This window comes from Ruegeria sp. G12, from assembly GCF_056533565.1.
The window spans coordinates 63,087-76,507 of the sequence record NZ_JBQFOO010000009.1; the positions used below are offsets into that span (position 1 = coordinate 63,087).

Below are 13,421 nucleotides of genomic sequence, written 5' to 3' on the forward strand. Positions count from 1 at the left end.
ACCAATCAGTTCTTCTGCCATAAAGCTGTAGAAAATCTACTGAGTTGCGACATGCCCGCCCTTCCTCCGCTCAACGCCTTGCGAGCCTTCGAGGCTTCCGCCCGACACCTGAATTTCCGCCTCGCCGCTGAGGAACTGGGCGTCACCCAGGGTGCCGTCGCGCAGCAGGTGCGCGGGCTTGAGGCACGGCTGGGCGAGGCGTTGTTCGACCGCCTTCCGCGTGGATTGCGCCTGACCGAGGCGGGGCGGCGGTTTCATACCCCTCTGCGCCGCGCGTTTCGTCTGATCGAAGGGGCGGTCGAGGAGTTCTCGGGCCAGCATCAGATCGTGATCTCGGTCACCCCGAGTTTTGCCTCGAAATGGCTGGTTCCGCGCTTGCCGGATTTCACGAGCAAAAACCCCGATATCGAGGTGCGCGTTGACGCCCGCGAAGGGCTGGCGGATTTCAGCCGGGACGGGGTCGATATTGCTGTGCGTCAAAGCCGCAGACCGGTGGCGGCAGGTTTGCAGGCCCAGCCGCTGTTCTCGACCGAGTTCATGGTGGTCTGCGCGCCTGATCTGGCCACGCAGGTCTCGGGCCCGGCCGATCTGATGCAGCGCGTGCTGCTCAGCGATTCTCATGGGCTTTGGCCTTTGTTTCTTGAACATGCCGGGGTGCAGGGCAAGCCGCGCATGATGACGTTCAACCAGACCGGTCTGGCGATTGATGCCGCTGTCTCGGGGCAGGGTTTTGCGCTGGCCAATGCCGCTTTGGTGGCGTCGGAGCTGGAGAGCGGACGGTTGGTCAGGCCCTTCGATCAGGTTCTGGTCGATGATCTGGGCTTTTACGTAGTCGTCCCCAAAAAGCCGCGCCATCCCGAACTTGTAGGTAAGATGCGGGACTGGCTGCTCTCCCAGGCCTGAAATGGCGCGGTAGATTTCTTAAGCACCTGAAATCACGCCGTTAAGGCCCATTCGTGGCTTTTGTGAATGGATTTGCCGCCCATGGCAGGTTAGGGGGTTAGGGAAGACAGGAGGCTTAGGATGGGGATCCGCTTTTTCTCGGACAAGAACCGGCCGGTTCATATGGGACCATTTCCGCTGGAACGTTTGGCCCGGCAGGACCACCTGCCTGATCTGTCCGGCACGCCTGCGATGCCGGTGCTTAGCTTTCACAGGCCGGATCAGCCCGAAAGCATCGTGAATGCGATGGGTGAGTTTCAGGCCATGCTGGACACGATCCGGGATGGGTTCGTGAACCCGGTGGCCTCCGAGATTCCGTCCGACCCGCAGGACCGCGCCAACCATCTGAAAGCGTTCGGCTATTTCAACGATGCCTCGATGATGGGTTGCGGTCCTCTGCCGTCCGAGGCCCTGCTGGACCAGCCGCGCCGCAACCCGGATATCGACCGGCTGGCCCATGCCCTGCGCACGCGTCAGACCAAAACGCTGGCCTCGGGCATCGACGTGATCATGGCCGATCTGAAAGACAGTATGGAGGCGACGCCGGGACCGCTGGATGCGCATCGCCACGCCATTGTCTTCCTCTATGAACACAATCGCGATCCCGACCCGGATGAGCCCGGCGCGGAGTGGATCGGGGAGGCGCAAGACCATCGCGCCTGTCTGCTGGCCTCGGAAAACGCTGTGGTGATCGCCAATTACATCCGCCTGCTGGGCTTCGATGCACGGGCGCATACGGCCATGTCCTCGGATGTCGATCTGGGCAAACTTGCGGTGGCGGCGGGGTTGGCCTCGGTCGAGGGTGGCGACCTTGTCGTCCCATGGCTGGGCCCACGGTTTGGGCTGGCGGCTGTCACCACCGAGATGCCGATTGCCCATGACAAACCTCTGCAGCCGCTGGCGCAACAGCCGTGGTTTCGCACGCAAGGCCCGGCGTGGTGGCTGGGGGTGGGGTTCGCCAAGAACGCTTTGAACCGCGATCCCTACGCGAAGCGGCGCTATGTGGACGGGGCGCATCCGTTTGAAGCCCTCAAACGCGTGGAGGACCCGACCACCTATATCGACGAGGGAAACGTCGCCCGCGTGCCGAAACGGGCGGACATGTTCGCGCGGGCGCAGTTTGGCGATATGGGCAAGCATCTGCAGGATGCGGCGAAGGGCGGGCATTACGTCCGCAAATCCGCCCCGAGCTTTGCCCAACGTCGCGCGTTGGGGGCCTTTGTGTTGCTGCAAGATGGGGAAAGCGCGGACGTGCCCAAGCCAACCGATGCGGCGCGCAACGCCGCCAATATCAAAGCGGCGGCCTATTTTCTGGGGGTCGATGCGGTGGGCCTCAGCCGCTGCCCGGACTGGGCGTGGTATTCCCATGATGCGACCGGTGAGGAAATCACTCCGCCCCACGATCAGGCCATCAGCATGATCATCGACCAGGGCTATGAGACGATGGAAGGTGCCAGCGGCGACGACTGGATCAGCGTCGCTCAGTCGATGCGGGCGTACCTGCGATTCTCGCTGCTGGGCGGTGTGATTGCGCAGCAGATCCGCAACCTCGGGTTTAAGGCCAAGGCCCATACGGTAATGGACGGCGAGGTGCTGCAGCCGCCGCTGCTGCTGCTGTCGGGGCTGGGCGAGGTCAGCCGGATCGGCGAGGTCATTCTGAACCCTTATCTCGGCCCGCGTCTGAAATCGGGCGTGGTGACGACCAATATGCCGATGGCACATGACAAGCCGATTGATTTCGGTCTGCAGAGTTTCTGCGAGGCCTGCAACAAATGCGCTCGCGAATGCCCCTCGGGCGCGATCACTGCCGGGCCCAAGCTGATGTTCAACGGCTATGAGATCTGGAAGTCCGACAGCCAGAAATGCGCAACCTACCGGGTAACCACTCCGGGCGGTGCGATGTGCGGGCGGTGCATGAAAACCTGTCCGTGGAACCTGGAAGGTATCTTCAAGGAACGCCCCTTCCGCTGGGCCGCGATGAACATCCCCAAGGCCGCACCCGCCTTGGCCAAATTGGATGATGCCGTGGGCAATGGCGGGCTGAACGACATCAAGAAATGGTGGTGGGATATCGAATTGGAGGCTGACGGGGCTTACCGCCCTTCGCAGCATCCGTTGAACCGGCGGGACCTGCAGACCGATCTGGACCTGAAATACGAGGATCAGACGCTGGCCGTCTATCCCGCCCCACTTGCACCGCACCCCTGGCCTTATCCATTCCACATGGACCGAGAGGCAGGGATCGCCGCCTATGAGGCGATGGTCGGCGCCGACGACTACAAGACCCGCAAGGCGGCGGGTGACACGTCCGTCATCCACCGCTATCAGATCGCAGGTGACGCGCCGGTGATGCGGGTGGAACTGACCAAGGTCGACAAGATGACCGCCGATGTCACCAAGTATGAGTTCTCGACACTCGACGGCGCACCTCTGCCGGACTGGACCGCAGGCGCGCATCTGGACGTGTTGGTTGCGCCGGAATTTCTGCGGCAATACTCGATGTCGGGCGATCCCTCTGATCGGGCGAGGTATCAGATTGGAGTGCTGCGTGAGGATGAAGGGCGCGGCGGCTCGGCCCTCATGCACCGCATCTTCAACGAAGGGCGTAAGGTGTTCATCTCGAAGCCGATCAACCATTTCGAACTGGATGAAACCGCGACCAAAACCTTTCTGATGGGCGGCGGTATCGGCATCACTCCAATGATTGCCTTTGCCCACCGGCTGCATGCTTTGGGCAAACCGTTTGAACTGCATTACTCCGCCAGCTCCCGCGCAGGGGCCGGGTATCTGGACGATCTCGCCGCAATGCCGTGGGCAGACCATGTGCATTATCATTTCTCGGACGAAGGCACGCGGGCCGATCTGGATGCGATCCTTTCGGGCTATCAGGACGGCTGGCACGTATACACCTGCGGCCCGGACCGCTTCATGGACGGCGTGATGCAGGCGGCTGAGGTGCAGGGCTTCCCCGAAGAGGCGCGGCATCTGGAATACTTCTCGGTCCCCGAACAGCCCGACTACGAAAACCATCCCTTTACGCTGAGGCTGGCGAAATCAGGCCATGACCTGACCGTCCCCGCTGACAAGGACGCAGCCCAGGTGCTGAACGAGGCGGGCGTTCACGTGGATGTGAAATGCTCGGACGGTATCTGCGGCGTCTGCAAGTGCGGTGTGATCTCGGGCGAGATCGAGCACCGCGATTTCGTGCTGTCCAACAAACAACGCGAGAGCGCTATCATCCTGTGCCAAAGCCGGGCCGCGCAACCGGGCGGTGTGATCGAGATTGATCTGTGACGCAAAGTCTGGAAACGACATTTTGAATCCGAAAAATTGGTCGTTCCAGCCATGGACGCCGCCCCAATGCTGCACTAACGTCCCCAGCGAACCCCAGTAATCCCTGATCAACAGGTGCGAGGTATTTTCATGGAGTATCACAGCCCCGCCAGCTTTGCCGAGGCGTCGGCACTGGCTGCAAACGCAACGGGCGTCACCCGGTTTCTGGCCGGTGGAACGGATGTGCTGGTGCAGTTGCGCTCGGATCTGGTGACGCCGGATACGCTGATTGACATCAAGAAGATCGTCGGTGTTGGTGACATCACCCGCAACGGTGATGGCAGCTGGACGCTGGGCGTCGCCGCCACCGGGGCCGAGATGAGCGAGCATCCCGATCTAGGCCGCGACTGGCCCGGTGTGGTCGAGGCGATGGACCTGATCGGATCGACTCAGGTGCAGGGCCGCGCGACGCTGGTTGGCAACCTGTGCAATGGCTCTCCGGCGGCGGATTCGGTGCCTGCGATGATTGCGGCGGGTGTGACTGTGACGGTCACCGGCCTGGACGGCACTCGCGAGGTTGCGGTCGAGGATATCCCGACCGGACCGGGTAAGACTTCGCTGGCCAAGGGCGAAGTGATCTCAGCGGTCAATATCCCGGCGCGCGGGGGCAATGCGGGCGATGCCTATCTGCGCTTCATTCCGCGCACCGAGATGGACATCGCTGTGGTCGGCGTTGGAGTCAGCCTGCGTTTGGACGGGGATACGGTTACCGAAGCCCGCGTCTCGCTGGGCGCTGTGGCCCCGACCGTGCTGCTGGTCGAAGACGCGGCCCGTGCGATCATCGGCTCAACGCTGGATGATGCGGCTCTGGAAGCGCTCGCCGCAGCGGCCTCAGCCGCCTGCAACCCGATTGACGATAAGCGCGGCACGATTGCATTCCGCACCGAAGTGGCTGGAGTTCTGGCCAAACGCGCTGCGAAAATCGCCTATGCCCGCGCGAAGGGAGAAGACGTATGAGCAAGTTCCACGTATCCACCACCGTCAATGGCGACGCGGTCGAATACCTGTGTGACCCGCGCGAAACCCTGCTGGACTGTCTGCGCGACAAGCTGAACCTGACCGGCGCGAAAGAGGGCTGCGGCACCGGCGATTGCGGCGCGTGCTCGGTCACCGTTGATGGCCGTCTGGTCTGTTCCTGCCTGATGCTGGGGGTCGAGGCCGATGGCAAGCAGATCGAAACCGTCGAAGGCATCGCGGATGGCGACATTCTGCACCCGCTCCAGCAAAAGTTCATCGAAAATGCCGCCCTTCAATGCGGTATCTGCACGCCGGGCATTCTGGTGGCCGCTAAGTCGCTGCTGGAGAAAAACCCCAACCCAACGGAAGAGGAAACCCGGTACTGGCTGGCAGGCAACCTCTGCCGGTGCACCGGTTATGACAAGATCATTCGCGCCGTGATGGAAACGGCGGAAGAGCTGCGGGAGGCTTCGTAATGGCACTGGACGACCGTAAATCCGATTTCAACTTTGTCGGCACCCGCCCGAACCGCCCGGACGGGTTGGACAAGGTCACAGGCCGCGCCAAGTTCGGGGCGGATATGTCCGCCCCCGGCATGCTGCACGGCGCGATCCTGCGCTCTCCGCACGCGCATGCGCGGATCGTCAAGATCGACGCCTCCAAGGCCGAGGCGCTGAAGGATGTCAAAGCCGTTGTCACCCGCGCGGATTTTGCCGATGTGCCGTTCAAACCCGGTCTGGAGGGCGAGTTTTACAACGTGCTGGAAAACGTCATGGCGGGTGAAAAGGCGCTGTATGACGGGCATGCGGTTGCGGCTGTCGCGGCCACATCGGCGCTGGCGGCGCGCGACGCGCTGAAACTGATCGAAATTGAGTACGAAGTCCTGCCTCACGTCACCGATGTGGATAAGGCGATGGCCAAGGATGCGCCAGTTATCCGCGAAGGCGCGGCGGACTATTCCGTTCCGCAAGGCATGCACCCCAACGTCGTACGCTACCATGAAAGCGGTCACGGAGATGTCGAGGCCGGGTTTGCCGAGGCCGATCTGGTCATGGAAGACAGTTTTGTCACCGAAGCGACCCATCAGGGCTATATCGAACCCCACGCCTGTCTGGCGATGCTGGGCAATGACGGCAAGGGTGAGCTGTGGTGCACCACCCAGGGCCATTGGATTGCGCAGAAAACCTGCGCGGCCCTGCTGGGCATTGAGACCTCGCAGCTGCGCGTCACCGCCTCTGAGATTGGTGGCGGCTTCGGGGGCAAGACCACGGTGTTCATCGAGCCGGTGGCCTTGGCGCTGAGCCGCAAGGCCAACCGCCCGGTCAAGCTGGTGATGTCTCGGTCCGAGGTGTTCCGGGCCACGGGGCCAACCGCCTCGGCCTCGATGGATATCAAGATCGGCATGAAAAAAGACGGCACGATCACTGCGGCGCGCGGCGAATTCCGCCTGCAGGGTGGGGCGTTCCCGGGTGCTCCGGGCGATATGACCGCTATGTGCGCCTTTGCGGCCTATAACCTCACCAACGTCAAACAGATCGGCTATGACGTGATGGCCAACCGTCCCAAGCAAGCCGCCTATCGCGCGCCCGGCGCGCCGATGGGGGCTTTTGCGGTCGAGTCGGTGATTGACGAGATGTGCAAGAAGCTGGGGCTCGACCCCATCGACGTGCGCCTGAAAAACGCCGCGCACGAAGGTACCAAGGCCAGCTATGGCCCTCGCTACGAACGCATCGGTCTGGTCGAAACGCTCGAGGCCGCCAAGGCGCACCCGCATTACTCGGCCCCGCTGAAACCGGGGCAGGGGCGCGGGATCGCTTGCGGGTTCTGGTTCAACCACGGCGGCGAGACCTCAGTGACACTGGCGCTGTCCGAGGATGGCTCGGCGCAACTGATGGTCGGCACGCCCGACATTGGCGGCTCGCGCGCGTCCATGGCGCTGATGGCGGCTGAGGTGCTGGGTATTCCGTACGAGAACATCCGCGTGACCATCGCCGACACCGCCTCGCTGGGCTACAACGACGTCAGCCACGGCTCGCGCGTGACCTATGCCAGCGGCCTTGCGACCATCAAGGCGGCGCGCCACGCGGTCGAAAAGCTGAGCGAACGAGCCGCGGCCAAATGGGGCATCCCGGTGGACGCTGTGAAATGGGAGAACGGCTGTGCGGTGCCATCTGGCCCCAACGCGGGCGACTTCGACCCGCTGCCTTTGGCCGATATCACCGCCAACATGGGGCGCACGGGCGGCCCGATCTCGGGCCATTTCGAAGCTACCCCGGAAGGCGCGGGCGTATCTTTCGGCACCCATATCGTCGATGCCGAGGTCGACCCTGAAACCGGCAAGACCAGCGTCACCCGCTACACGGTTATTCAGGATGCGGGCAAGGCGATCCACCCCACCTATGTCGAAGGCCAGTATCAGGGCGGTGCCGCGCAAGGCATCGGCTGGGCGCTGAACGAGGAATATATCTACGGCGAGGATGGACGCCTGCAGAACTCGATCTTCCTCGATTACCGCATACCGGTGGCCAGCGACCTGCCGATGATCGACACAGTGATCGTCGAAGTGCCCAACCCCGGCCACCCGTTTGGTGTGCGCGGTGTGGGCGAGACGGGCATCGTGCCGCCACTGGCCGCCATCGCTAACGCGGTCTCGCATGCGGCGGGTGTGCGAATGAAAGAACTGCCAATGTCACCTCCGCGCATTCTGGCGGCGCTGAAGGACAATGGTTGAGGTCCATCTCTGGTCCGGCCTCCGGTCTCTGACCGGGGGCCAGCAGGTGGTTGAGGTTGAGGCCAAAACCACCGGCGACCTGCTGCGGGAACTGGTGCGCGCGCACCCGCAGCTCAAAGGTCCGATTGATGCCGGGGTGTCCGTCGCCATTGACGGGCGCGTCATCGCCACCGGCTTGACAGAACCCATTCCCGAAGGCAGCGAAGTCTATCTGATGCAGCGCCTGAGGGGCGGTTAACGGGGCGACCAAGGCGCGCGCCCGACCATGCGGTCGGCCTCGGCCGTGATGTCGTTCATATGTTGCTCAAGGTTTTGGCGAAGGGCCTCGATTTGGTCTTCACTAGCCTTGCGCGGCACCGTTTCGGTCCATTCCCGGCACAGAAACACGCCCTCATTCCGCCAGGGGCGCGGCATCAGTAGTCGGTCCCAAGTGCCTGCCTCGCGCCCATGTCTGGCCGAGAACGTGATCCCGAACACCCGCTTGCCCGAGGTCCGCGCCCACACCAGAGGCACGGTCGACAGCACCCGTTCCGGCCCGCGCGGCCCGTCGGCGGCGATGCCGATCGAAATCCCCTCTTTCATCTTCCCAAGCACCTGCCGCGACAGGGCCACGTGGCGGGTTTTGCTGGCCATAGCGATGGTGTCCATGCCGAACAGCTTTTGCACCCGCCCCACCATGCTGCCCGCCCGCGCCGAAGAGGTGATCGAGCAGATACGCCCCTTGTCCAGCGGAAAGAAATACGGGGATTGCGCCAACCGCTGATGCCACAGCACCACAATCACAGGCTCGCCCTGTTCGGCCAGCTGGTCCAGTTCCTCATACCCGATGCGTTGCCAGCGCGTGTTGCGGTTGACCATCCGGATATAGCTGGCAATCCGCCGCGCGGCCCAGTTCAGGACGGCTTCGCTGTCTGCAATCTTTTTGCGTATGCTCACCCGAGGTTCCTTGTGCTGACAGAGACTTGTCTTACCGGACTGCGCGCCACGCGCAACTTGTTTGTCCCTGAAGGAGCCGCACAGGAATTTAAAAAAGCCTCTTGAGTCCGCCGCGCCGCTGGCATATCTGGGGGCTCACCACAGGGGTATAGCTCAGTTGGTAGAGCGACGGTCTCCAAAACCGTAGGTCGCGGGTTCGAACCCTGCTGCCCCTGCCATTAAAATCAATCCACTACATGATGTTTTCCGTAAGGCGCGCCAACCTGTGTGCCTGTTTTGAGTTGCATGCGTGAATCGGGCATGGCCATCGTCGTAGTGGGCAATCCCAATAAAGTAACAAGCTCTTCGCTTGAAAGCCCTGACGTCGGAGATGCAATGGCATGTCGCGGGTAAGACTGCAGTTTCTATAGGGGAATTCTGGTAGCGGAGGAGGGACTTGAACCCCCGACACGCGGATTATGATTCCGCTGCTCTAACCAACTGAGCTACTCCGCCACGAGTGAGAGGCGATGTAAGCGAGGGGCCCGAGAGGGTCAAGAGGGAAATGACCCCGCAAACCGGATTCTTTTGGGTGCGGGTTTATCCCCGCGTGCTGGCGGCCTCTGCCTTGTCCTTCTGACCTTCGGCCATACGGCGGATGAAGGCGGCGCATGCGTCGGGGGCGGTCAGTGGGATCATGTGTCCCAGCCCCTCGATCTGTTCGTTGGACAGGCCGAACCGTGTCATCGGCGGCCCATGGACCGAGGCCGACAGGATGACGTCCTGAGCGCCGTACAGGATGCCTCCGGGCACGGTCAAGTCGGGATAGCGGGCTACCTGTTGGCCCAGGCTTTCATCCAGCCCCACGACATCCTGCGATCCGGTCACATAGGCCGAGGGGCGCAGCCCCAGTGCGCCGCCGGCGCGGTCCAGAAAATCGGCCGGGGCCGGTTCGGGGGCAAAGACGGTGTCCAGCGTGTGGGGCGCGGTTTTGGCGGCGATGGGCACGGCGATTGTGTTGGCGATGAAGCTGCGCAGCCATTCCGTTCGGATCTCAAGCGGTTTGAAAACCGGAGGTGTGCCGGGCAGTTTCTGCGTCAGCGGAGCCAGCAGGGCGAGCGCCTTGACCCTGTCAGGGTAATCCAGCGCAATAGCCAGCGACACGGCCCCGCCCAGAGAATGGCCGACCAGAACCGCATCTGTTACGCCTTTGGTATCCAGAAACTCTTGGATCATACGGGCCTGTTCGGGTAGGCGGCCCAGATCGGCTGTGTCGCGGGTCGAGTATCCGCAGCCGGGGCGGTCGAGGGCGATGACGTGGTACTCTTCGGCCAGCACATCCACCAGCGCATAGGTGAAGTGCTGCAACTGGCCCGTCAACCCGTGGATCATGACAAGGGTCTGTTTCGACGGGTCGCCCTTTTCCACATAATGGATATTGCCGCCCCGCACGGGAGTGATCTGCCCCGGCTGGGGGACGCGGATACTGCCCTCGCGGGTTAGTTTACGGGTCCACAGGTGCATGACCAGAAAGAAGGCGGCGATCAGAAGGACGATAATCAAAAATGCGGTCATCTTACGTGTCCCGATTTGGGGGTGAGTCGGAAAGATATTGCTCGAGCCCCGATTGTGCCATGCGCTTTTCGAATTCGGCAACGGTTCCCGGCCACAATGTCGTGTTGCGCCCCTGCGCGTCCTGATACCAGGACGTGCAGCCGCCGACCTGCCAGACGCTGTTTTGGTGACGGCCCTGCATTTCGCGGGTAAAGGCGGTTTGTTTTGCCGGGTCGGGGGCGATGGCGGTCAGGTTCTGTCGCTGCATCTGGTCAAGGACGCGGCCGATATGGCCGACCTGCGCCTCGATCATCAGAACGACCGAGTTATGGCCCAGCCCGGTATGCGGGCCCAGCAACATGAAGAAGTTCGGAAACCCGGAAATGGCGGTGCCCAGATGGGCCTGCATTCCGTCGGCCCAGGCTGCCTGCAGGGTCAGGCCATCGGTGCCGGTTATGTCCAGCCGCTCGACCACGTCGGTGACGTGGAACCCCGTGCCCCAGATCAGAATGTCGGCCTGTGTCACACTTCCATCCGCAGCTGTGATCCGGTCCCCGTCAATCGAGGTCACGCCGGACGGGATCAGGGTAACGTTGTCGCGGGCCAGCGCGGGATACCAGTCGTTGGAACTGAGAATCCGCTTGCAGCCGATCTGGTAGTCAGGGGTCAGGTGCTGCCGCAGGGTTGGGTCAGAAATCGCCTTCTCAAGAGATTTACGCCACATTTTCATGGCAAAATTCACCATCCGCTGCTCGCCCCGGAAGACCCGGTGGCGATGCTCGAACACTGTGTAGATCAGCTTGCGCCGCAGGCGGGGCAATAGAGGTATGCGACTATAGAGGCGGCGTACCCACGGCGCGATCGGCCCGTCCGGGCGGGGCAGCACGTAAGGCGCGCTGCGCTGGAAAACGGTCACGTGCGCGGCGGTTTTGGCAATCTCGGGCACAAATTGAACCGCCGAGGCCCCGGTGCCGATGACCGCGATCCGCTTGCCCGCAATCACCGCATCATGATCCCATTGGGCGGAATGAAAACACGGGCCGGGGAAGCTGTCTGCGCCGGGAATGTCGGGAATGCTTGGAATATGCAGCGCGCCGATGGCCGAGACCAGAAAGCGCGCGGACCAGCGGTCTCTGCTTTCGGTTTCCACCTGCCAGCGCGAACCGTCCCATTGGGCGGATTTCAGCTGCTGATAGAAGTGGCACAGGTCATAGAGCCCCTCGTCCCTCGCGACCTTCTGCAGATAAGCCTGAATTTCCGCGCCACCGGCATAGGCGCGGCTCCAGTTCGGGTTGAGGTGTGTGGCCATGGAATACAGATGCGAGGGCACATCGCAGGCCACACCGGGATATGTGTTCTCGCGCCAGGTGCCGCCGATATCATCGGCTTTCTCCAGAATCGCGATGTCGCGAATACCGCGTCTGCGGGCTTCCAGCGCCATGATCAGGCCTGAAAAACCGGCACCGATGATCAGCATGTCTGTGTTGTGATCCAACCGCCCGTCCCTCCTGCGCCGAACACAAGGCGTCTGAGGATAAGTATATGCGCTTGCGGTGACCTGAACAGGGTCCCGTTAGGTCAACCTTGGGATCAGAACGTAAGCCTGTGCGCTCGGCCGTGGCTAGCCAGACGGGCGTTCAACGCGTCGGCCTGCGGTGCGCCAGCTTCGAGTGCGAAGACAAAAGCGTGTGTCAGAAAGAAACAGGCGGCGTCGATATCGCCTGCCTGCTCCCGTTCATCAGCGGCCAGAGTGTAGAGCCGCACCAGATCGCTCAGGTCGTTTCTCGCATGCGCATCCAGTAATCGGCGGTCCAGATCGCCTGTACCGTCACTCGGCTGCGGTTCGGCCATTTTCAACCTGTGTGGCAACCCAGTGGTGGAAATTGTGGGTCGGCCCGTCCATGGCCGGCGAGAAACGCCCGCCGTCGAACAACAGGCCGTGACGGCCCTTTTGCATGCCTTCGACGACAAAGACGTCCTCTTCGAACACAGCCTGCCATTGATGCGCGTTTGCGGTGCGCAAATCGTCCAGTTCCGGGGACTCGGTTTCGCTGACAGAGTAGTAAAGCTCGATATGTTCCACGGTGTGTTCGTGATCGACCGGTTCGAGGATGATCGCGAAGCTGTGGTCGCGTTGCACGCCCAGCAGAACGTTGGGGTAGACCGCGATGTATTCGGCACCCTCATTCCACTTGTCGCTGAGACCTGCGAAATCGGGCAGCGTTGCGCCGTCCTCATCCTTTAACTGGCGATAGACAAGGGTGCCCTGACCAGAATACTGCCCACGCGCTTCGATGTTGTAGTGATCTTCCAGCCGGGAATAGCTATTCAGGCCGGGATGCACCCAGGGTAGGTGGTAGCTTTCGCAGAAATTCTCGACCGCCAGCTTCCAGTTGGTTTTGACCTCAAGCTTGAGGGACGACACGTCGCCGCCATGAAACAGAGGCTGTTCGAACTCGGCCCAGCGCTCCAGCAGCGCGGCATGGGCGTCTTCGAATGCGGGCGCGGTGCCGTCGACATTGACGAAGATCACATCGCGCCAGACATGGGACCGGATGCGGATCAGCCCAAGGTCCTTGTTGTCGACGTCTTCGTGCTTGTTCTGCCCTGGCCCGCCCACATGAGGGGTCGCGCGCAATTCACCTTTCAGGCTGTAGCACCAGCTGTGATAGGGGCAGCGGATGGCGCCGCCGATCTTTTTCGGCGCGTCCACAAGGATCATGCCGCGATGACGGCAGGTGTTCTGGAACACGCCGATCTGGCCGTCCCGGTCCCGCACGATCAGCAGGGGCATGCCCAGAAAATCAACCGGCTTGGCGTCGCCTGCTTCGGGCACGTCCTTGCCAAACCCGATCCCGGACCAGTTGGAGTAGAGGACAGATTGCCGTTCCTCGGCAAATACCGTGGGATCGATATAATGTTCGTTCGGCAGACCGTTGGCGGTGTTGACATCGGCCAGAACGGACGAAAGCGCGCTGTGCTTGTTCAT

Annotated in this window: 11 protein-coding genes and 2 tRNA genes; 7 read left to right on the forward strand and 6 right to left on the reverse strand. The window is 62.1% G+C overall.

Features of this window, described 5'->3' with window-relative positions:
• Positions 1-51: 51 nt before the first annotated feature.
• The 6 genes from ACR0JN_RS18365 (at position 52) to ACR0JN_RS18390 (ending at position 8,201) form a co-directional block, all read left to right on the forward strand.
• Positions 52-903 (forward strand): LysR substrate-binding domain-containing protein, encoded by an 852-nt coding sequence (locus tag ACR0JN_RS18365; RefSeq protein WP_480887815.1) that lies wholly within the window; start codon positions 52-54, stop codon positions 901-903.
• A gap of 120 nt (positions 904-1,023) precedes the next feature.
• Complete coding sequence (locus tag ACR0JN_RS18370; protein WP_480887816.1) at positions 1,024-4,236, forward strand: 2Fe-2S iron-sulfur cluster-binding protein; 3,213 nt, start codon at positions 1,024-1,026, stop codon at positions 4,234-4,236.
• 129 nt (positions 4,237-4,365) lie between these two features.
• On the forward strand, positions 4,366-5,232 hold the full coding sequence (locus ACR0JN_RS18375) for an FAD binding domain-containing protein (RefSeq protein WP_480887818.1): 867 nt from the start codon (positions 4,366-4,368) through the stop codon (positions 5,230-5,232).
• Positions 5,229-5,708 (forward strand): (2Fe-2S)-binding protein, encoded by a 480-nt coding sequence (locus tag ACR0JN_RS18380; protein WP_480887820.1) that lies wholly within the window; start codon positions 5,229-5,231, stop codon positions 5,706-5,708. Before ACR0JN_RS18375 ends, ACR0JN_RS18380 begins: the two co-directional genes overlap by 4 nt.
• Complete coding sequence (locus ACR0JN_RS18385; RefSeq protein ID WP_480887821.1) at positions 5,708-7,963, forward strand: xanthine dehydrogenase family protein molybdopterin-binding subunit; 2,256 nt, start codon at positions 5,708-5,710, stop codon at positions 7,961-7,963. The genes ACR0JN_RS18380 and ACR0JN_RS18385 overlap by 1 nt, the downstream gene beginning before the upstream one ends.
• Positions 7,956-8,201, forward strand: coding sequence for a MoaD/ThiS family protein (locus ACR0JN_RS18390; protein WP_480818430.1), 246 nt, complete (start codon positions 7,956-7,958; stop codon positions 8,199-8,201). The genes ACR0JN_RS18385 and ACR0JN_RS18390 overlap by 8 nt, the downstream gene beginning before the upstream one ends.
• On the opposite strand, the gene ACR0JN_RS18395 is transcribed toward ACR0JN_RS18390, so the two are convergent.
• On the reverse strand, positions 8,198-8,899 hold the full coding sequence (locus ACR0JN_RS18395) for a lysophospholipid acyltransferase family protein (protein ID WP_480887823.1): 702 nt from the start codon (positions 8,897-8,899) through the stop codon (positions 8,198-8,200). The two genes, ACR0JN_RS18390 and ACR0JN_RS18395, sit on opposite strands and share 4 nt — an antisense overlap.
• A gap of 142 nt (positions 8,900-9,041) precedes the next feature.
• Here ACR0JN_RS18395 and ACR0JN_RS18400 point away from each other — a divergent pair.
• A tRNA-Trp gene (locus tag ACR0JN_RS18400) sits at positions 9,042-9,117 on the forward strand.
• A gap of 200 nt (positions 9,118-9,317) precedes the next feature.
• On the opposite strand, the gene ACR0JN_RS18405 is transcribed toward ACR0JN_RS18400, so the two are convergent.
• The 5 genes from ACR0JN_RS18405 to ACR0JN_RS18425 form a co-directional block, all read right to left on the reverse strand.
• Positions 9,318-9,394, reverse strand: a tRNA-Met gene (locus tag ACR0JN_RS18405).
• Positions 9,395-9,478: 84 nt separating this feature from the next.
• Entirely contained in the window at positions 9,479-10,453 is a 975-nt protein-coding gene (locus tag ACR0JN_RS18410) for an alpha/beta fold hydrolase (protein ID WP_480887825.1), read from the reverse strand.
• A 1-nt stretch (position 10,454) separates the two neighbouring features.
• Positions 10,455-11,927: a flavin-containing monooxygenase gene (locus tag ACR0JN_RS18415; RefSeq protein WP_480887827.1), complete on the reverse strand. Its 1,473-nt coding sequence runs from the start codon at positions 11,925-11,927 to the stop codon at positions 10,455-10,457.
• 95 nt (positions 11,928-12,022) lie between these two features.
• Positions 12,023-12,283 carry a hypothetical protein gene (locus tag ACR0JN_RS18420; RefSeq protein WP_480818388.1) on the reverse strand — a complete coding sequence of 87 codons (261 nt, stop codon included), beginning with the start codon at positions 12,281-12,283 and terminating at the stop codon, positions 12,023-12,025.
• Complete coding sequence (locus ACR0JN_RS18425; protein WP_480887829.1) at positions 12,261-13,421, reverse strand: aromatic ring-hydroxylating oxygenase subunit alpha; 1,161 nt, start codon at positions 13,419-13,421, stop codon at positions 12,261-12,263. The genes ACR0JN_RS18420 and ACR0JN_RS18425 overlap by 23 nt, the downstream gene beginning before the upstream one ends.